At 45.7% G+C, this 22961-nt stretch carries 5 protein-coding genes; 2 read left to right on the top strand and 3 right to left on the bottom strand.

Annotated features, from left to right (window positions below; genetic code table 11):
- Together MKHDV_RS12020 and MKHDV_RS12015 are read left to right on the top strand one after the other, a co-directional pair.
- On the top strand, positions 1 to 777 hold the full coding sequence (locus MKHDV_RS12020) for an outer membrane lipoprotein-sorting protein (protein ID WP_160715621.1): 777 nt from the start codon (positions 1 to 3) through the stop codon (positions 775 to 777).
- A gap of 1 nt (position 778) precedes the next feature.
- Positions 779 to 2239, top strand: a complete 1461-nt coding sequence (locus MKHDV_RS12015; RefSeq protein WP_254060470.1) for a hypothetical protein — start codon at positions 779 to 781, stop codon at positions 2237 to 2239.
- Here MKHDV_RS12015 and MKHDV_RS12010 read toward each other — a convergent pair.
- The 3 genes from MKHDV_RS12010 to MKHDV_RS12000 all read right to left on the bottom strand — a co-directional run bounded on the left by MKHDV_RS12010 (position 2236) and on the right by MKHDV_RS12000 (position 22956).
- Positions 2236 to 3237, bottom strand: a complete 1002-nt coding sequence (locus MKHDV_RS12010) for a helix-turn-helix transcriptional regulator (protein WP_160715619.1) — start codon at positions 3235 to 3237, stop codon at positions 2236 to 2238. The two genes, MKHDV_RS12015 and MKHDV_RS12010, sit on opposite strands and share 4 nt — an antisense overlap.
- A 104-nt stretch (positions 3238 to 3341) precedes the next feature.
- Positions 3342 to 12977, bottom strand: a complete 9636-nt coding sequence (locus MKHDV_RS12005; RefSeq protein ID WP_160715617.1) for a non-ribosomal peptide synthetase/type I polyketide synthase — start codon at positions 12975 to 12977, stop codon at positions 3342 to 3344.
- 10 nt (positions 12978 to 12987) lie between these two features.
- A complete protein-coding gene (locus MKHDV_RS12000; RefSeq protein ID WP_160715615.1) occupies positions 12988 to 22956 on the bottom strand; it encodes a non-ribosomal peptide synthetase/type I polyketide synthase in 9969 nt (3322 codons plus the stop codon).
- Positions 22957 to 22961 lie beyond the last annotated feature (5 nt).

Below are 22961 nucleotides of genomic sequence, written 5' to 3'. Positions count from 1 at the left end.
ATGCAGTCACTTTGTAAACTGGGACTAAGTTGTCTGATTATCGTCGCAGTACTCGTACCGCAGTCTGGATTTTGTCTTACTGGCCGAGAAATAGCGGAGCGCATGGACGCAGTAGACACGAGTGAATGCGGTGAAATGCAATCCGTCATGGTTATCAAGCGCGGAAAGCAACAGCTTTTGCGCTCTATGGAAGTAAAAAAGAAAAAATTCAATGGAATTGAAAAGCAGGTGATCCGCTTCTCAGAACCACAAGACGTCCGCAACACCTCCTACCTGACATGGTCATACAAAGACATCGATAAAGAAGACGACATGTGGGTGTACATGCCTTCAGAATCTCTTGTTCGCAGGGTTACCGGAGGCGGTAAAAAGGGGCCATTCATGCGCAGCGATTATGCAAATGAAGATATTTCTAAGCGCGAAGTAGATGACGATACCCATGTTCTACTTCGAGAAGAAAAACTCTTCGGCGTTGATTGTTATGTTGTAGAAATGACACCTGTACATCCGCAAAAATCAAATTTTAGCAAACGTCTTACGTGGATTCGCAAAGACATTTGGCTTCCTGCAAAAATTGAGTACGTCAATCACGCAGGTAAAAAATACAAACAGCTGGTGTATGGCGGGTTTAAAAAGATTCAGGGCATCTGGAGTACTACTCGCCAAAAAATGACAACACCATCACGCGGTACAGTTACCATTATGGAGTATCGTAAAATTACTTATAACACCGGCCTGAGCGATTCACTGTTTATGCAGACTGACTTGAAGCAATAGTATGCCTCGCTCTTTCCCTGCGCCAATTCTGCTTCGTTTCTCATTGAGTACAGATTCTACAATTATGACACGATACATACTACACATACTCAGCGCTACATTGTTCTGCCTGCTGGTGATTTCAAGTTCATGTTTTGCCGCCGATGTTCAAAATGAAGAACTGAGCATCGGCGGTGATCCATTTGCAGACGATGAAGGATTTACAATCCCTCAAGAACTTATTGACGATTCAACAACCTCTGTAGACGGTGGCGTCTTCACCTATGCCGGATTCTTTGAATCACGCAATCAATTCGGACTAAACACGCCAAAGACTCCCATATCCATACGGCAACGCCTGCGGATTGAGGCAGATTACCGATACAACCAATTCTCTGGATTTTTAAGCATAGATGGAGATTATGAATTCGCAGCGCAATTTTGGGATGGCACTGGACACAAGGCGCTCTATCCATGCCTGCGTAGCGCGTATCTAAGCTACGATTCGGACAATCTCGACGTCATAGTCGGGAGCAAGGTTATTCGGTGGGGAACAGGAGACGGAATCAATCCTATGGATTTAATTAATCCACTGGATGTTCGAGACCCGATTGCGTCCGGTCGAGCCGACAACCGTCTTCCGGTCTGGTTGGCCAACGCTACATTGGTTATAGGCGACTGGGCATTGGAAGGCGTCTTTTTGCCAGTAGCCAGTGTGGAAGATATTCCACGACAGGGAAACCCTTGGGTTACACAGGGATTAAGTGAGCTTTATGAAGGAGAAGATGCAGGAACTCTGGAACTTGATTCACAGGAAGTGCCAAATAAATGGTTCAGTGATGTGGAGTTTGGGGCAAGGCTCTCCCGCAATATTGAAGGATGGGATGTCGCCCTCATTGGGTATTATGGATTTGTAAACTCGCCTGTATACGGACGATACGAAACGGCTTCAGGTGTTCCTGAATTTCGACCAAAGCACCCACGTTTTGCAGCCTTTGGCCTTAACTTTGCCAAAGGCGTAGGAGACGGCACCATTCGTGGCGAACTTGCGTATAAACCACAATATCCAGTCGCAATGGAAAGTAGTAGTGACGGTATAGGTAGACGCGACCTTTGGCAGTGGGTTGTGGGCGGCGATTACAACTATGACGGTATTTACTACGTAAATCTACAATTCTTTATGGATGCAGTTTCACAGTATTTCAGCACCGCCGATGAAGGGTTTGTCGGCACAAAGCTCTGGCACGGAATTACATACGAATTAAGCAGAACCTTTTTGAGAGATGATCTGAAGCTCGGCGTGCGCGGCAAAGCCTACACCAGTAATGACGGGGCAATTGTTGAAGCCTTCGGTGAATATAAACTCGGAGACGAATGGAGCCTTTCTACTGGCGTGATGATTTGGACAGGATCAAACAAGGGCTTGCTCGGGCAGTATGATAATAACGATTTGTATTACTTTACTGCCCGATATTACTTTTAATTAACGTTAAAATTTAAATGTTGATCAAGAGAAGCCTGACGCATCATGTGCTCTGTCTGATATTTTTTAGGCTGAGAGCCAAACTGCTCCACAAATGCACGGGAAAGGTGACTCGGACTTGAAAATCCGCATTCATATGCTATTTCGGAAACATTTCTCCGCCCATCTTCTAACAAGCGCCTTGCACACTCAAGGCGCTCTTTTCGTAGAATTCCAAAAACTGTATTGCCGTAAATAAGTCTAAACAACTTGTTCAAACGGGTATGTGACAAGCCAACATTCTTTGCCAACCCCGGCAAGGATGGTGGCGCAGAAATATCTTCCATTAATATGGCGTGTGCTTTGCGTGTAGCCTTTTCTTCAAAATCCGTAATGCTTTTGCTAAAGGCCGCGATAGAATCGAGCAGGCTAAACTGGGTGTAGAGCAGCTCCAGCGCCTTGTACTCTAAAAACATTTTTTTAAAGTTCCCTTCAAGCGGGCATTCTAAAATTTGCTTTGCACTTATCTGTAATGACATAGGAATTGCTGCTTCTGTAAAGAAGGGGCAAACATCTTTTTCCGAAGCAGCGCCTTCTATGAGCGAAAGAAATGAGCATTTTTCTTTAGAAACAATAGAAGAGAGCGTTTCCAATGAAACTTGTAATCCCACAGCCCGCAAAGGTGTACCTGATTGTGTTTTAGAGATGCCGCAACAATGGGGTAGATATGAGCACGTACAATGCCCCGTCTGCGTCTGTAATTCCCTTTGTTCACCACGCGCATCACATAATGAAAGAGTAGTCTTTCCTGAAAGACAATATAAAAATTCAACCGGAGCATCATGCTGCTCGAACTGAAATTCTTTGTCAGACACAATCGCAGGGCAGTTCTGCACCAAGAGTTTTATTCCTGATCGGATCTGGTATTCATTCCACAAGCATTGCTCTTCTTCCTCAGGTATCCACGACTCACCGTCTGTGAATGCTTGCTTCCAATTGTTCATACTGATCTTAACCACAGTTACCTCCTGTAAAGATTGTGTAATCAGTATTAAATGAAATTGCAAGTCGTTATCAAAATAGAAATGGCTACCTGAGGATATCAGGTAGCCATTTCTTAATACTAAGCTAACATGCTTTGCATATAGACAGGGAGTAGCGTTTCCAACGCTGGGAAGTGCACCGCACTACCTTGCAAGGCTTTGCGTGCGTTCGAGTTATCGAAACGGAATTGCCGGGAGATACTCTCTGGATTCACATCGTCAGGTAATAAAGGAAGAAGGGGGTAGAGCGGATTCTCCGGCTGCGCAATCGCTTTTCTCCACTGAGCATAGGGGACAACCTGCAATGCAGATGTGACCTGCCTGAGCTCTTCTACCAACTGACGAGATGAAACAGGGTTAAATCCGTCCAGATGATAAACGTTATGCTCCAGTGTGCCGCGAGAAATATGAACAAGAGCTTCTGCAACTGTATCTACAGGCAAAAAGTTTTCAACACGTTCCAGATCAGGGATAACACCAGCCTTCAAAGACCCTTGGATAACGCGCCACAAGAAATCTTCCTTGTTCCATATTCCTTTGGAGCTCGTGCCGGTAATAAGCCCCGGACGGTATATATAAGCTGGTAAACCCGCATTGATAGCATTCTGAACAAGTCGTTCAGCGAGCCATTTACTTTGCGGATATCCACCAAACACATCCATGTCTTGTTCAATCTGCTCATCTTCTAGGATAAGCAGATCATCACTGCTTCTAAGAGGTGAGAAGACTGATACCGTTGATACATGATGTAATGGTTTAACATTGCCGGTTGATGCAAGACGGATTGCTTCTCGTGTTCCGATAACGTTAGGTCCAAGCAAGCTTTCGCAGGAATAAATGTAATGAACCAGAGCACCGGCGTGGAATACTGCATCCACATTATTTGATAGTTCAAGGAATTGGTCTTCTTCCAATCCAAAATATTGGAGTGACAAGTCACCAGTAATTATTTGGATTTTCTCTTTGAACCTCTCCAAAGAAAAACCATAGACTTCCGCCGTATCAAGAATCCTTTTTAAACCGCTATCCTTTCCAGTGGCACGCACAAGGCAAGTGACACCCGAGACATCATTTTGCAAGAGCGACTTAAGAACATGAATGCCTAAAAAGCCTGTGGCACCAGTAAGAAACGGATGTGTAAACGTATTCTGTCCACCGTGTGGGGGGTGAGAAATCGTCGGTACATATTTGCAAACAGGATGCTTTTTCAATATGTCGACGTGTACAATATCGACGATAGATGTTGTCTTATCTGGTTTTGACTCTTTTGGTTTCGAAGCCTCTGTATTCTCCCCTGACAAACGCTTGCGTAATGTCTCATCTACATCTGGATGTGATTCCAGAATGTGCTGGCTAAGTAAGCCAATCGTCGGATTTTCAAACAAACGCGGTAGGGCAAGAGTAATTCCCAATTTTCCACGAATGCCAAGCACTAACTGAGCCGCAAGGACAGAATCACCACCCGCATTAAAGAAATCCATATCAACAGGTGTGAATTCCTGCTGCAATAACTCGTTCCAAACTTCTGCAACGGCATCCTGCAGCGGGGTCAGCTCTGCATTTTCCTGCTTTGTATCTGCAACGATCTCAACATCCGGCTTCGGAAGTTTTTTACGGTCGACTTTGCCACTTGGCGTCATTGGAAAGATATTCATAGACACATAATGAGCTGGGACCATGTAACGCGGTAACTGTTCGGTGGCATACACCGTGAGCTCCTGCTTGGAAGCAGAACCTGAATAGTACGCAGCGAGTGTCATCCCGTTCTGTCCGATGATTGGAAGAACGACGATATGAGAGACCTTTGGATGTTTAGAAAGAACATGTTCGATTTCGGAAGGCTCAACTCTGTGCCCACGAATTTTAACCTGAAAATCTCTTCGGCCAATAATAGTAAGATGACCTTGAGGATTCAACGTCCCCATATCTCCAGTGCGATAAATTCGCTTTCCAGTGGCGGGATGAGTGATGAACGCTTTCTTGGTCAAATCATCGCGTCCATAATACCCTTGAGCAAGGCCGGTACCACCAATATATAACTCGCCAATTACATGTTCAGGGCATGGTTCAAGCGCACTATCAAGAACATACCACTGCTGGTTTGCCATTGGACGTCCATAAGGCACGGGGCCATGTTCCGGCTTATGCGAACCAATAGGATAGCAAATTGACCAGATTGAAGCCTCCGTAGCACCGCCAAGGCTATGAGTTTCTACATTAGGAGCAATCGAGTGAAGGTTTTGTGGCAGATCAGGAACAATTTTATCACCGCTGAGCATTGCCAAACGAAGTGCCGGGAACGTTTTCTCGGTAGTTTGAGCATATTGGATTGCAAGCTGCATAAGAGCCGGAGCAGAGTTCCAAACGGTGCATCCGTTCAAAGCTAAACAATCAATCCAATGCGCTGGGTCTTTTTGTCTGGAGTCCTCCGGCAGAACAAGTGTGGCACCGGCTGCAAACGCACCAAAAATGTCATAAATCGCTAAGTCAAAAGTCAGACGGGACACGCCAAATACAACGTCATTGTTAGAAATGTCGTATCTTTTGTTTATGTCCAGCAGCGTATTTACCGCCGCTTTGTGTGTAATACTCACCCCTTTAGGCTTACCAGTAGAGCCGGAAGTAAAGATAATATACGCCAGGTCATCCACTGAAGTTGGTCCCTCATAATGTTCAAGGGAATCTGTCGCTAAAGAAGGCAAAATGTGAGTAATGGTCGGGTCAAAAGATTCATACGCAATAACGAGGGAAAGCATACTTTCCTGTGCAATAGTTTGCTTACGTATGGCAGGTTGTTCATGATCAATTGGAACAAAAACAGCACCTATTGCCTGCGTGCCCAACGCTGCTGCAACTTGATCTATGCTTTTAGGAAGACTAATTCCAACCAGCGTTTTCTGGGTAGCACCGCGCTTGGTTAATTCACGGGCAAATCCAGCAGCACGCGCTCCAAGTTCTCCATACGAGATTTGTTCATTAGGAGTAATAATCGCAATGGCATCAGGGACAGAATTGTACTGTTTCACAAATAACGACCATAAATTATGGGCTGAGCACGGCGCAGATGTCGCATTCATTGCCTCTAACGTCGCAAGGGTCCGTTGCGGTAGATAGTCAAAGGCATTTTGCTGCCAGCAAGCATCAGTACCGGCAAGCTGCGTTAACATAAGCCCATATGCACTAAGCATTTCTTCAATAAGATTCTCAGGAAAAAGTTCATCCACAGAATCCCAATGGATAACAAGATCACCTTTATCCTCATGCACCTGATTATCCAGCCATACCTGTGGCGTCTGGCTAATGTTAAATCCACGCGTCCCTAGTGCTTCAAGCAGCACATCTGATGCATTCCCACCGGAAATATTACTTGTAAAGACTACGGGATAACTCTCACCAAATGGAAGTTTGCCGCTACGGGTTAATTTACGGATGACTTCCACACCAGAAAGAGATGTGTGCTCCATATCTGTCCAAAATTGGTCACGTACAGCGGCAGCTCTTTTTATAAATGGAACAGCAGGGTTGTTGGATATTTCAAGTAAACTCAATGTAGTAAAATCACCAACAATCTCTCGCACCTGCTCATTGAAGGGTTGTCTGTTGAATAGCGTCACATTCAGGCAGAAAGCCTTACTATGACTCCAACGAGCCAGAACATCTGCATAAGCACTTAAGAGTAGGAGAGAAGGAGTAAGACCATGCGCTTGGGCACGTTTTTTTAAGGCACTCCATACGGATTTTTTTAGGACGTGCGAACGATGCGTAAAACGCGGAACCTTAATGGCTTCAGGAGCAACACAAATGGGAAGCTCTGGTCCATGAGGAAGATACTCCAGCCTATTGTCCCAGTATGACTCAGCTGCAGAAAGAAGTTTTCCACCATCATCACTCGCAGCAAACTCTTGAGCATCAGCGATGTATTTTTGGAAGGTATACTCGAGCGTTGGAAGCTTTTTAATACCAGTGGTAACGCTGCTTATAAGTCCTTCTGAGTACACGTCGCGTAACTCACGCATTAAAATCTGAAGGCTGCTGGCATCAGCAAGTAACAAATCAATGCTCATGCATATTCTAGTGACGTCATTTGGCAACTGCACCGTCTGAACCGTAAACAACGGCCAGCAAGAGGTCTCATGCACTTTATGCGAGAGCATATTACGCACACGTTCCATCTGCACTTGCTGCTCTTCATCGGCAACAGTGGATAAATTTTCATGTGCGATATGTAGTGATTGTACCTTCGGAAGTATCTGCTGCTGGCCTTTGTCAGTGATGATCATGCGGAGCATCGGATGACGTTGAATCAAAGCATCCCACGCCTCATTATACTTGGCTAGATCAAGTGACTCCACATCATACTCTGCGTAACTATGGCATGAAATGTTGCCCATAGGCATTGTTTCACTTCGTCCAGCCCAGTACGCATATTGAGTATCTGTTAAGGGGAACGCCTCACCAAGTTCTAAACTATCCTCAAGAACCACTTCAGGTTCTTCAACATCCATTTCCGGCAGCAATTTGCCGGAAATAATGTTGCATATATTTTCGATGGTAGGATTTGCAAAAACTTCTGCAGGCGTAATTCGTACCTCCAAAGTTTTTCTAATTTTCTGAGATAACTGAAGGAATAACAACGAGTCCAATCCTGCCATTAACAAGTTTTCATTGCGTGCCGGAGCCACGCTAACTTGCAACAGTTGTGTTATTGAACGCGTGATGTTTTCTTCCAAATTATCTGTAGAAATGCCTGTGGAATCAGATCTAGCCGAAATATCCGTCGTGGTTTCTACTGGCTGTGGTACAGAAAAGTTGTCCACGGCAAACGCCAACGGAGTTCCGGCTGATTCCAAAGCTTGGCTAAATCTAACCCAATCGATATCTGCAAGGGTGCATACTGCCGTTTCATTCGGGAATTCTCTAAGGTACGAAAGAGCCTCGGGTGACCAAGCATTAATGCCAAGAGTTTCTCGAACGTGGTGCCCTTCAATATCGTGAGACAGCATCCCGCAATCAGCAAAAGGCCCCCAGCAAATGCAAGTTGCTTCCAGTCCGTCCTGCTGACGTTGTTCTGCCATGGCCTCTAAGTACCCGTTTGATGCGGTATAGACACCAGCGGTAGGAATACCATGCAGGGTCGAAATAGAGGAAAAGAGAACAAATCGTTCAACAGGGTGCGCCCTTGTGTATTCATCAAGTAACGCTGCACCAACTATCTTTGCGTTTGATGTCACAGCGAAACCATCGGCAGTTAGATCACAAAGAGAGCTATTACTTGTATGACCCGCAAGATGAAATACAGTCCCAAGAGGCGGAAGAGAAGAACCACACGGCGCAAGAACCCGCTGTACATCTTTCGCATTTGCAATGTCAGCTGATTCAAAAACAATATCCGCACCTTTTTTACGAAGAGTATCAAAAACTGCTGCAACATGTGCTTTAGGTTTAGAGCGTGCGGTGACAAGGATGGTTTTGTGCCCTTCGCTTACAAGCTGAGTAATAAGCTCAACTCCTAAACCACCGGTACCGCCCGTAACAAGAGTTGTTGTACTTGTAACAGGCGCGAGGATATTTGACTTGAGGCTTTTTTCTACACCAACAAGACAAGGCAAGTGCCACTGTTTATTGCGAAGCGCATACTGTGACAGCTTTAAAGAAACAGGAATTGCCTGTAATTCGCTGATGTCATCAATATCAAGCATCCTTACAACAACAGAAGGGTGCTCTGACGTAAACACACGACCAAGTTCCCATACCACTCTTTGATCAGGATTTACAGACTCCGCATCGTTAATACGAATGGCGTGATGAGTAATTAAAACCAACTCTTTAATCTTTTGAGAAGAAGCAAGAGCCACCATCGTTTCAACAATCATGTTTATGGTTGAGCCTTCAGCATAAAAAAGAACTTTCTCGGCACAAACAGTTTGAATCTTGGTAACATCAACAATCTGTGCTGATGGGAAAAGAGAAGCTAACTTCTCAACTTCGGTAGGTGCAGAAACAAAAGTAAAATCGGTAGAGAGAGGAGCCAGCTCTAGAGCTGATGCGCTTTCAACATCTTGTTTGTCCGCTACTTCTGACTTTTGAGACAGATGCAGTTTATTATCCAAAACGTTTTCTGCCTTCTTCCAGACCAGCCTGGTATACGGACTTATTGAATTGTGTAGCGCGTTTTGAGCATCCGACGGAATCTTAATAAATGAGAGCCCGTGTAGCTCCACAATGGCGACGTCTTCAGGAGTTCGAAGTTGAATGTCGCAAGAAACAACTCGTTCTGTTTTTTCTAGTAATTGAATATCGCAATGCACTTGGTTTGAATGCGAACCATACGTGGTAGATGCCTGTAAAGATGTCGGAAGCAATATGCAGGGTGCACCTGTTTCATCGGTAAACAAGTCTACAAATCCGCCTAGCAATTGAATGCATGGATCAATGAGGGAAGGGTGAACAGTCATTGCCCCTTTATCTGCACCTGTTGGTGCACCGGAAAGCAACTTGTCATGTAACAGAATATTCGCGCTAATAGCGGAGCTCCCCACCATAGCATTAGTAAACGTCCACAATGCATCACCATGCTTATCCGACCCGAAACCTCGCAATACTTCCGGTAAATCCTGTTTAGAAAACCTCTTTCCATCTGCTAAGGTTGATACAGCAGGGAGGGCACTGCACTGTGTAATAACAACAGCAGACATGCAGGATACCCATACGTCACCTCGTTGCTGTTGCACGGAAATGCTTCCATTCTCCTGCGGTAACACATGAATGGTTTGAGGAATGGCTGCATCGAGCAATACCGGAGCATGGAGCGTAATTTCTGCAATGCTCACAGCTGCTTTTTCACCAGAATAGGCAGCCCAAACTTGGGCTAACAGTTCTGTAAGAATACCAAGCGGTGCAACCAGCTCGCCATTGATGCAATGGTTTTCAAGGGCAGGGAAAGTATCCAGCCCAATCTCTGCCGTAAATGTTGAGGTTGGATGCGGCACTTGTGCAATGTAGAAAGGGGCATCTCCTCTTTGTACCGCAGGAATTGTATACTCAGCAGAAGAGCAGATGGTTCTAGGCTCCCAATGCTTTTCTTTCTTGAATGGATAGGTAGGTAGTGGAACTTGCTTTGCCGCTCCATTCACCAAAGTGTCACAACGAATCTGCACACCAGCTTGATACAAGAACGCTATGGCATCATATGTTGGCTGTAATGTGCTATCTCCTCGACGCATTGAGGAGATCCACTGAATGCTATCTTGCTTTGAGGATTCAATAAATTTCTTAGCCATGCCAATCAAAATAGGATGCGGTCCTGCTTCAAGAATCACATCACAACCTTCATCACACAAAGCGCGCATCGCTCCGACAAATTGTACAGGATTACGTAGATGACTCACCCAATACTTAGGCGTGGCAGGTAAAGTGCCTTCCTTTTTCCCTGTAAAAGAGGAAATGTAAGGCAGTACAGGCTTAGAAAGGTTTAACGCCGCCGTAGCGGCACGAAAGTCATCAAGGACAGGATCAAGAAAGCGAGAGTGAAATGCATGAGACACACTAAGGAGCTTACAAAAGAAACCGGACTCTTCAAGTATCACTTTAACTTGTTGCAAATCACTCGTTATTCCAGCGAGTACTATGTGTTCAATTCCGTTGTACGCGGCTATGTCGAGAACAAATTCAGGATGGCTTGAAAGGATTTCATGAATTTCTTCTTCCTTGGCAAGTACTGCCAACATCCCGCCACCTTGGGGAAGGGAGCCTGTAAGTTCACCACGACGAGCGATTAGATGCGCAGCATCTTCGGGAGTCATAATACCCGCAACACAAGCTGCCGCAAACTCACCAATGCTATGACCGGTAACTGCAACGGGAATTACACCAAGCGATTTCCAATATTCTGCTAGAGCATACTGCACAGCAAAAATTGCAGGCTGTGTGATGCTGGTATGATCTAACATCTCAGCATGAGTCTCGTTGAATAACAGCTCGGTTAAAGGGTATGGAAGGCTATCCACAAGGGCATTCTCAATCCGCAACAGCGCATTTTTAAAAACTGTAGAGTGATCAAAAAGAGCCTTACCCATTCCAGTGTACTGACAACCCTGACCAGTAAATATCATCCCAATTTTCGGTGGGTGATCTGTCGAGGTAAGTTTAGCTGCACGCAGCGTCTCTGCAAGTTTCTCAATAGAATTTTCACTCACAGCTACACGGTGAGCAAAATGCTTTCTTCCTTTAAACAACGTGTGCATTACAGCAGGTAAATCTACATCAGGGTGCTCTAGTAAATGCTGCGCAACATTGTTACGTAACACATTCAATTGGTCTGCATCGTTCGCGGAAAGTGGAAGCATAAAAGGAGCGTCGGGACTTGCAAGCTGCGCAGCTTCAGGATGCGTTTCGCGCTTTTTTAACGGAACAATATCCGCTGCACTTTGTACGATCAGATGAACATTAGTTCCGCCGACTCCAAAAGAGCTCACTCCTGCCAGCCTCATATCATTTCGTTTTTTCCATGCAGTGGAATTTGCAATAGGGAAAAAAGGCGTTGCAGCAAACGGAATATGCGGGTTAGGCGTTGAAAAATGAAGCGTTGCAGGAATTTCTTCATGGTGCAGCGCAAGTGCCGTTTTTATTAAACTGCACACGCCAGCTGCTGTGTCCAGATGTCCGACATTAGTTTTGACAGAACCAATAGCACAATAACCACTTGCGTCAGTATCTTCCCGATATGCTTTTGTCAGAGATTGAATCTCGATGGGATCACCGAGCAACGTGCCAGTGCCATGCGTTTCCACATAACTCACATTATCAGCAGATTCTTCTGCAACAGAAAGTGCATCGCGAATAACGTTATACTGGCCGGAAACACTCGGGGCAGTAAATCCTGCTTTATTTGCACCATCATTATTCATAGCAGAGCCACGAATAACCGCATAAATATTGTCACCATCATCAACCGCGTTTTCAAGCGGCTTGAGAAGCACAACACCTACCCCATTACTGGCACAAATGCCCGCAGCGTCTTTGTCAAAGGCACGGCATTTAGCGTCTGGAGCGCAAATCATCCCTTCTTCATACGTATATCCGACACGTTGCGGGATTGAAATTGAGACTCCACCAGCAAGCGCCATGTCGCATTCACCGGAAATGAGGCTTTCAACGGCTAAATGGGTTGCAGCAAGCGAACTGGAACATGCCGTTTGTACAGCAAAGCTCGGCCCTGTAAGCCCAAGTTTAAAAGAGGTACGTGTTGCTATGTAATCTTTGTCATTACCAAGCACAGAAGCAAATGCCGCGCTTGTGCCAATGGTATTCGGATCAGATAAGGCATTTTGGTAGGTGCTCATTTTGGCACTGGCAAATACGCCGGTATGAAGTCTGGAGTCCGGTGCGTAACCTGCGTCTTCTAGCGCTGTCCATACGCATTGCAAAAAGAGCCGCTGCTGCGGGTCAATACGCTTTGCCTCCGCTGGGGAATACCCGAACAAGGAAGCATCAAACATTTCAATATCGTCGATCGGGTATCCATGTCGTACGTAATCAGAATTTTTCAATGTCTCTGGCGACACACCATTTTCAAGCAATTCATCTTCCGTAAAAGTAGTAAGAACATCTTTACCGCTCTGAAGGTTCTTCCAGAACATATCCTTATCGGCAGCACCAGGGAAACGACACGCAATACCGATAATCGCAATTGCGTCAGTAACAAGCTTATCACTCATAATTATATCCTTATGACTCGCGGTGGTGTTTAACACGTTTCCGCTTACGAGGCGAACGAGGGGCAGGTTCAGCCCCATCTGGCAAAACTTCCGCCTGAACATGTAATGTTGATTCTGTAACAGGGTGCTGCAAACCATGGAGCGCCACAGCAAGCTGCTCGATTGTGGGATTTGCAAATAGCATTACGGCATCAATAGAAATGTCCAGATGCTGCATCAAAGCATTTTGCAAACGAATTAAGTGAAGAGAATTCGCGCCAAGTTCAAAAAAGCTCGTTTGATGATCATGGCATGAAATGTTTGCTAACTCAGAAAGCTTTTGCTCGATAACGCTTGCCAGATCCGTAATCTGCGTACTGTAAGTCGTGAAGTTCTTTGCATTCATCAATGTTTGCACTGTGTCTTCTTGCATAGAAAAAGAGCTCGGCGGAGCAAATACGTCCGAACTTTCAGCCGTTGGAAGTTGCTTTCTATTGATCTTCCCATTCGAGGTGAGCGGGAAGGTATCTACAAATATGAGATAGTCTGGCAGCATATACTTAGGCAGGGCGTCCTCAAGCTGCATTGTGAGCTGAAGTCGTGTACTTACTGCTGATGAAACAGCTGTTTCGCAAAGGTCATTTGCAGCAAGAGCAAGCTGTTCAGTCGACACCGCCTGACAATACAAAACAAGAGACTTGTTCTGCCCATCGTCAGTTACAACCGCTACTGAATGATTAATTGCAGATGACCCATTAACAGCAGACTCAACTTCTCCTAACTCAATACGATGCCCACGGAGTTTAATCTGTGTGTCATTACGACCAACAAATCTGATAGTTCCATCTGGATGGAAAAAGCCCAAATCACCAGTGCGGTACAAACGCCTGTTTGTTTGCGGATGTACAATGAAGTGCTCAGCAGTCTTCTGTGCGTCTCCAAGATATTCGAGAGCCAGACCTTCGCCACCAATATACAACTCACCAACAGCCCATTCAGGCATTGCACAAAGGTTCCGATCCAGAACATGAAACTCCTGATTATGCATCGGAAATCCGTACGGAATGCTATTCCATTCCGCATTATGTTCTTTAATCGGGTACAGAATTGACCAAATAGAACCTTCAGTCGCACCGCCCAAAGATATGACCTCACAACGTGAAGAGAGCGCCGCAATTCGTTCCGGCAGTGAAAGCGGAATCCAATCACCACTCATCATTACGAGTCGAAGTGAAGCTGGAAGTTTTTCACCTCGCATCTCACAATATTCAACAAGTAACTCCATCATCATCGGCACAGTATTCCAAACAGAAACACCATGTTCTTCGAGTAGGGCAAGCCAACGCACTGGGTCTTTTTCTCTCTCAGGCTCTGGAAATACAAGAGTGCCTCCAGCGTCAAGGATTCCAAAGATATCGAAGACTGACAGGTCGAACGTTAAGTTTGCCAATCCAAGGACACGGTCCTGTGGTGTGAGGCGAAAACGCTCTTTCAAATCATCAAAAGTATTGCAAGGGCCGGCATGGTTGAGCACCACCCCTTTAGGAGTTCCCGTGGAACCGGATGTGAAAATACAATACGCAGGGGAGAGCGGTGAAGTTTGTGGGATCTCCCACGCAATTGGTGCACTTGCGTCAAACGTGAGAGAGTCCACAGCAACAGGCAAAACATTGCTTGGAAGTTGTAAGGAAGACACAAGTTTTGAAAGGGTGAGAACGTGCGTAATGCTGGCGCTTTCAAGAATAAGGCTTGTACGCTGTGCAGGGTTTTCTGGTGAAATCGGTACGTAATTGCATCCTGCATAAATAACGCCCATGACTGCCGCAACCTGTTCGCAACAACGTGGAATAACAACTGCAACTGAGCTGCCGACTTGCACACCATTAGAACTTAAATATTCTGCTACAGCACACGAATATGCATGTAGATCACCATAACTCAAAGTTCTGGAGGGTGTTACAACCGCAGATGCTTCAGGATGCGTGTTTGCAAAACCGGTGAATCCAGAGGAAATCAATCGATGATGGTTTCCTTGCGGGATAGAAAGCGCCTCGTTGTTGTACGTTACACGCCGTAGTGCTTGTTCTTCTGGGAGCGCAACGAGGTCCGTTGTCTTCCAGCCTGCATCATCAGCTAGTGCCTCTAACATTGAAACATATGCAGAAAACATATCTTCAATCAGATTATGCGGAAAAAGCTCTTTAACAAAATCCCAGTTGAAAATGAGGTCGCCTTTATTTTCGTAAACCTGATGATCAAGCCATACTTGTGGAGTTTGTGTAAGGCAGAATTGCTGTTTCCCTATTTTGTCGATGGCGGAAGCATCTCTACCAAGCGCTTCTGAACCAATGGCACTTGTAAAGACAACAGGGATAACTGCGTGGTTTTCGCCATTAGCACGAGCTATTTCACGCATCACTTCTACACCACTAAAGTCACGATGATCCAAATCCTTCCAAAGCTGTTGTTGCAAAGTTTTGGCATGCTCGCTGAAGGAACTGTTAACATCATGCACTTCGAGAAGCGTAAGTGACGTAAAATCACCCACAATCTGGTTCACATCTTCATGAATAGGGAGACGGTTAAATAACGTAAGGTTTATGGAAAAGTCTGAAGACTTACTCCAACGGGCAAGCACTTTGGTATATGCTGCGCAAAGCAAAGATGATGGAGTAATCCCTTCAGAAGCTGCACGCTGCTTTAGCTTTCTCCACATGGCTTCTTCAAAACGATGCTCAAGGCGTGTAAAATGCGGTGTCGCAATTTCAGACGGTTGTTTTTGTAGCGGCAGCTCAGGGCCGGAAGGGATCGACGAAATTCGGGAGCACCAATATTTTTTCGCCGTTGCGTAGGTGGTACTGGATCGAAATTCTTCAACTGCATTAACGTAATCTCTGAACCGTAGCCCTTGTTTAGAAAGAACCGCAGTGTCACCAGCCGTGGTGTAAAGTTTGTGCCATTCGTCAAGCAACAGAAATAGGCTCCAAATATCCACACACAACGCATCAAAGCTTAAATGAATGCGGGTTGTAGCCTCTTCAAGTCTGCTAAGTCTGATGTCAAACAGTGGCCAGACGTCTGTATCAATCACCTGATGCGAGAGGACGTTTCGGGTATTAGCCAAACCTTGTTTCGTCATAGCAACAGATTGTTCACGCAAATCTAGCTCAGCAAAGGAATACGTTGGAACAGTATCCAGAATTTGCTGGGCTCCATCTTTGGTGACAATAGCGCGCAGCATAGGGTGGTGCTGAATCAGTGTATTCCAGCTTTCTTTAAGCAACTGTGAATCTGTAAGTGACGTGTCTATTTCCAAGTAGATATGAGTGGAAATATTGCCAAGAGCATAGATATCGCCACGCCCCATCCAATACGCCTGTTGGATTTCTGTAAGAGGAAACGGCGCAAATTGATTTTCAGGCACATGCTTTGGAGTCGGGAGTTCGTCAACAATATGCGGCTGACTTGCAAGCCAAGTCACTTGCTCCTTAATTGTTGCCAGTTCAAAAACCTTTCCAAGGGGAAGATTTTTTCTCAGTGAAGTGCGAATTGCACTCGCAAGCTTAATTGCGAGCAAGGAATCACCACCGAGCGCAAAAAACTGTGACGTTACAGAAGGAATACTGATTCCTAAAAGATTTTCCCATATTTCTTGAAGCTGAGCTTCTTCAGGCGTGACAGGAAGAACAATATCTTCCATTTCACCATTCGCTGGCTGCAACAAGGCATCATCAGAAACCACAAGCTGCTTGCGATCTACTTTTCCACTTGGAGTTAAAGGCCAACTATCGCGTAGAATAATCGCCCCAGGCTGCATATAGTCGGGGAGGGTCTCTTCACAATGAGCTACGATAGATTCAACAGCTCCAGATGTATTGCTTGAAGCAATCACAAAAACTGCAATCATATGAACACCGGAGGAACGAGAAACAGCTATGGCTATTACGTCTGAAATTCCTTCAACATTTCGAACCGCTGCTTCAATATCGCCAAGTTCAATACGATGGCCTCGAATTTTTATCTGAAAATCTTCTCGCCCGATGAACTCAATATATCCGTTCGGATGCCAGCGACCTAAGTCCCCAGTACGATACAGGCGTTCCTTGGTTTGTGGATGCAAGACAAAAGCGGCAGCAGTTTTTTGCTTATCCTTGTAATATTCAGAAGCAAGTCCGACTCCGCCAATATACAATTCTCCAGTTACCCAGTCTGGGCAAACTTCACCCTGTTGACCGAGCACGTGGAACGTCTGGTTTGCCATGGCGGAGCCATAAGGGATACTTGCCCAGTCAGATGAGACATCTTTAATAGGGTGATGGATCGACCATATTGACGCTTCTGTAGCGCCTCCAAGGCTATGTAGTTCCGTTAACGGCAGTACGACTTTGGAACGTTCCGGTAGTGTTGTCGGAATCCAGTCTCCGCTCATGATTGACAGCCTTAACATGCCAAGATCTGACGGCTGGCTTTGTTGTTCGAGCGAAGCAACAAGCATCTGCATTTGCGCCGGAACAGAGTTCCACATAGTAACGCCATGCAGTGTAATCAAACGAATCCATTCATCAGGGTCGCGAAGTTGATCCTGAGCCGGAAATACAAGTGTTCCACCGGCACCAAGCACTCCAAAGATGTCATACACAGACAAATCAAAATTGAGCCGAGCAATACCGAGAACAGCATCTCGTGCTGTTACCGCAAAACGCCTATTCATATCCTCACAAGTATTACGCGCTGCCGCATGACTGATGGCGACGCCTTTTGGCGTACCTGTAGAACCGGAAGTGAAAATTACGTACGCCAGCTGAGATGCTGGGTAATCTGGCAAGCTGAGTGGCACAGTACTAGAAAGAGTGTCTACGGGGATACAAGTGACATGCTCTGGAACAATCAGGGTTCCCTGTTGTTCTTCAAGCATCAGGACAAATCGGACATTACCCTGTTCAAGGATGGCAGAGACTCTGCTTTGTGGAAGGCTAGGGTCTATAGGCAAATATGCTGCACCCAACTGAAGAATGGCTAGAGTGGAGCTCACTTGCGCCCAATGTTTAGGCAGTGCGATAGCAATAAGTTCTTCAGATGCAATTTCGAATTGTCCAAGCCGTTTAACAATTCCCGCGACAGACTGACCTAGACTGCCATAAGAAACTGTTTCTTCATCAAAAACAACAGCAGGAGCCTCTGGATGATCTGTAATTCGCTGCAAAACAGGCGCATGCAACAGCCCTTTAGGCAACGCCGTTGCGGTATCGTTGGCAACAAGCCTCTTTGCTTGCTGATATGGTGGCAGTACGCATGGTTGTGGCGCTGACCACGTATGACTAAACTGCGCCAAATTTTCAAGAAAGACGGTGTAGCTCTCCATCATACTATCGAGTAGACCCTCAGGGTATCGTCCTTCAACAGTATCCCAGTTCCAGCGAAGATTTCCGGATTCTTCCCATGCTTGATGATCAAAAAAGACCTGAGGTGTCTGAAAAACACCGTACGGAACATCAAGAATAAAACCTTCATCCAAGTTTTCAGGATAAAAGCCTTTAGGTTCCTGAGTTGTTATAGGAAGCATGCTGGTAAACACAACAGGCATTGCAGATGGTAGATTTTGAGAACGTAACTGTCGTAAAACACGAACACCTGAATAGCTGCGATGCTCAAGATCAGCCCAAAGATTTGTCTGAACAGCCTGAGCCCGTTCGGCAAAGGTTTTGCCTGCTTTCATATCAACGGAGTGGATTAGGGCAGAAGTAAAGTCACCTGCAATTAATTGAGCATCTGCATGTCCGCTTGGACGATTGAACATGGTCAGTGTCACTGAAAACTCTGAAGACTTGCTCCATAAATTCAACACCTCAGAAAACGCCGACAATAACAGTCCAGAAGGAGTTAAGTTCAGTTCTTTTGCGATCTGTTTTATATTGTTCCATTGCTGGGCAGGAAGCTTACCGCTACGCCGTTTAAAGATTCTGGTATCTTCAGGATGTGCTCTTAATGGCAACTCTGGTGCAGGCGCAATGTCAGTAAGCTTGTTCAACCAATACGTTTTGGCTGACTCATATCCTTCAGTTGCATGCCGTGCCTGATCAGCAAGTACACACTCCCTAAAGGACAAAGTCAGAGGCGCAAGGCTTGAACAACCTACGCCTGTTGATGAATATTCGTTGTACAGTGTCGCCAAATCCTGTGCGAGAACAAGCAAGCTCAAGCCATCACCTATAAGTAGATCAAAGCTGATATGTAACCTGATTGTACCATCTGGCTTATGAGAGGCACGCAACTCAAACAACGGCCATTGAGAACTATCGTGCACAGTGTGTGACATTACACCACGAGTTGCACACAATGTTTTCTCAGCAGTCGCTTCAACAAGTGTAGTTTCTGCGATGCGATACTCTGGAACCCTTGGTAAAACCTGCTGCATACCGTTTTCATGAATGACTGCCCGAAGCATTTCATGTCGTTCAATTAATGCATTAACCGCATAATGGGCACGCTCTGTATCATATTCAGCGCAATCAAGTTCAAGGTACAGATGGCATGAAACATTGCCGGTTCCAGTGTCCTCACGTCCAATCCAGTATGCATGCTGAATATCTGTAAGAGGGAATGGGGAATAGCGCGCCCACTCTGGAGCGAATTTGCTTCGTTTTTCCTCCACGTATGAAAGCGTAATATTCTGAGCAGCAAGGTTATGGATGGCCTGCGCAGACTCAATGTTTTCGTTCTGATCTGCCCAACGTACGTCAGTTGCTGCATCAATGTCTGCAATGAGCTCTGCGGGAGTTGCACCCTGCATAAGCTTTGAGAGTGAGATGGAAACGCCAGTCGCACCCTGAATTTGTTCAATCAACCGAAAGCCCATCAAAGAATCAACGCCTTGAGAGCCTAAAGGGCGATCAAGTGCAATGGCTTCTGGGGTGTTCCATAACTCTTTTGCGATCCATTGCAACAAGGGATGCCCCTTATGCACAATGTTGTTGGAGTTCTCTAATTCTAAAGCCGTGTCTATACGTGCGGTTGCCGACATGCTTCCTGCAATATCGGTATGCGCTCCATCAAAGGCAGGGAGAAGAAAACGTGTTTTTATAAATGGGGTAAGAGACAAAGAAACTTTTTTTACAGAAGGGTAAATGGATTCCCAGTTAAGAGCATACCCTTTTTCAACGAGTTGATTAAGGAATAGCCCCGCAGCAGATGCTGTTGAAGGAATAATGCCGCCAGAAGGGTAAGAAACCCATCGTAGATCCATTTGTGTAACGCATTGCTTGCCCATATTCGTCAAAGTTGGCAACGGCCCAACTTCAATTATGCTCTCAGCCCCCATTCCGACAACAGTCTGTATTCCTAGCGCAAAAAGTACTGGATTACGAAGATGATCGCGCCAATACTCAGGAGTTTGTATAACATCTCTATCTGCAATTGTTCCGGAGATATTAGATATCAGCGGGATAACTGGTGGGTGATACGAAATGTTTCGGGCTGCTTCGTAAAATTCATCAAGAACTGGATCGAGCAGGCAAGAATGAAAAGCATGAGAAACCGCAAGACGAACGGCGCGCACGCTCTCTTGCTCTGCGAGGTCGGCTATGTATTCGAGCGCTTGAGTTTTCCCACTCAGCACAATATTTGTCGGAGTATTTATTGCGGCTATATCAACACTGAATCCAGCCGAAGTCGCACGATTTACAAAATTTTGAGCAACATCATTTGATGCCAAGATAGCAAGCATACCGCCATCTTTAGGGAGCTGATGAATAAGTTTTCCGCGAAGTACTACCAAAGAAAGTGCGTCGGACAAAGAAAATACGCCACCGATGCATGCAGCAACATATTCACCAATGCTGTGTCCCATCAGAATGTCCGGCTCAACCCCCCAGCTTTGCAGTAACTTTGCTAAAGCATATTCATAGGCAAAAAGAACCGGCTGCGTGTAGCAGGTCTCATTGAGCATTCCTTGCGGGCTTTCAAAAAGCAGTTCTCTAAGATCAACCGAAAGCAGATCCTTTGTAACTGAAGCGCACGCATCAATTGCCTCTTTGAAAACAGGGAAGCATTGATATAGTTCTTTTCCCATCCCTTCACGCTGTGCGCCTTGTCCGGAAAAAACAAACGCATTGATAGCGGGGGCGTCAGAAATTGGCGCAATATGTGCGAAAGAATCGGCTGTAGTGTTCCGTAAGGTCACTAATAATTCTTCATACGAATCGGCTGACACAACTGTTCGTACACGTTCATACTGCATTGCAGCGGCGCAACCGTTCGCAAAGGCAGAAAAATGATCTTCAGAAATAGTAGCTAGATGCTCTGCGACGCTGTGGCAACGATCTGCAAGCCTTTCAGGGGAGAGGCTGCCAATTGCAAGAGCGTAAAGCAAAGGCGAGTCAGTTGGACTCTTTTGAGAAGCATGTTTTTTCACAACATCTGCCTGATCTTTTTCAAGCAAAATATGAACGTTTGTTCCACCAATGCTGAAACCACTTACCCCTGCACGCAGTGGGGAGGAGCTATCCGCAACAAGACTTGTCCAAGTGATGTTTTCACTAGGAACAATAAATTTGTTAGCGATAGATTTCACACGATGGTTTAACGATGAAAATCCATATTGTGCGGGAATCGTATTCTTGTTCATAGCAAGAATCGTTTTGATGACGCTTGCTATACCTGCAGCGGATTCAGCATGCCCCATACATGGCTTTGTGGAGCTAACAACAATGGAATGTTCACGGGTTGTTTCACCATACGTCTCAGCAATTGCAGTCAGTTCAATAGGATCACCCAGAGCCGTTCCCGTTCCGTGTGCTTCTATGTACTGGACACTTTCTTGTGGAACATCGGCAACATCCAACACATGCTTCAATAAGGCGCGTTGCGCGTCACCATTCGGGGCAGTTATACCATTGCTCTGACCATCCTGATTCATTCCAGAACCAATAATTGTGGCAAGAATGGTGTCATTGTCTGCTTTTGCCTTAGAAAGACTTTTAAGCACCAGCACACCACAACCTTCCGAACGAATATAGCCGTCTGCGCGATTATCAAATGTTTTGCAACATGCATCATCTGCCATTAAATTTGCTTGTGAACATGCAATATGCATTTCCGGTGAGAGAATCAGGTTCACACCACCTGCAACGGCAGTAGAGCATTCACCGGAACGAATAGACTGAGCGGCCGTATGAATAGCTGAAAGAGAGGCAGATGAGGCAGTATCAACAACCATGCTCGGTCCGTGCAGGTCCAAATGATATGAAATTCGTTGAGCCGCAATACTTGTAAATGTTCCTGTGACCGCATGCATAGATAGATCATTTTTACACGCCAACACACGCTGTGCGTAATCGCAGCCACTGATCCCCATAAAAACACCTGTACTTGATCCAGAAAGGCTTCGCGGGGAAATCCCAGCCTGTTCAATAGCGTGCCATGTGGTTTCGAGTAAGACACGATGTTGCGGGTCAATCATGATCGCTTCACGCGGGGAAATTCCAAAAAAATCCGCATCAAAAGCATCTACATCGTCAAGAAATCCCCCCATCTTCACATAGCTTTTGCCCACCTGCTTTTCTTCATCAAAAAACTGAGCAGTATTCCATCTATTTTCCGGGATGGTTGTCAGACCGTTTTCGCCACTGACAATAAGTTCCCAGAAGGCTTCTGGAGAAGTACAGCCATTTGGCATATTGCAAGACATGCCCACAATCGCAACCGGTTCGTGTGGAGCATGTGTAGTTACAGACCCTACATCAGTTTGCGGCAAGGCAATAGTCGCCGCCGCGAACGATAACGCCCGCACGGTAGCGTGAGTAAACGCAAATGAAGGAGTAAGTGACAATACAAATTGCTTTTCGAGCCTTTCGGTAAGTTGCACAATTTGAATAGAACTCATCCCTTGATCCGATAATGGAGTATCTGGGCAAACAGAGCTGCTGAGCGTTTGTTGCAGATCTGCAAGAAGCCAGTGATAAATGGTCTTTTGAAGAGATGAGATAGGGGAGGATAATGACATGAACC

The organism is Halodesulfovibrio sp. MK-HDV (genome assembly GCF_009914765.1).
Classification (GTDB): Bacteria; Desulfobacterota; Desulfovibrionia; order Desulfovibrionales; family Desulfovibrionaceae; genus Halodesulfovibrio.
This window is presented reverse-complemented; position numbering and strand designations above follow the sequence as displayed.

Excerpts from the sequence above, each read along its gene's own strand:
- MKHDV_RS12020 (WP_160715621.1), top strand. The coding sequence starts at position 1 with ATGCAGTCACTTTGTAAACTGGGACTAAGTTGTCTGATTATCGTCGCA.
- MKHDV_RS12015 (WP_254060470.1), top strand. The coding sequence starts at position 779 with ATGCCTCGCTCTTTCCCTGCGCCAATTCTGCTTCGTTTCTCATTGAGT.
- MKHDV_RS12005 (WP_160715617.1), bottom strand. The coding sequence starts at position 12,977 with ATGAGTGATAAGCTTGTTACTGACGCAATTGCGATTATCGGTATTGCG.
- MKHDV_RS12000 (WP_160715615.1), bottom strand. The coding sequence starts at position 22,956 with ATGTCATTATCCTCCCCTATCTCATCTCTTCAAAAGACCATTTATCAC.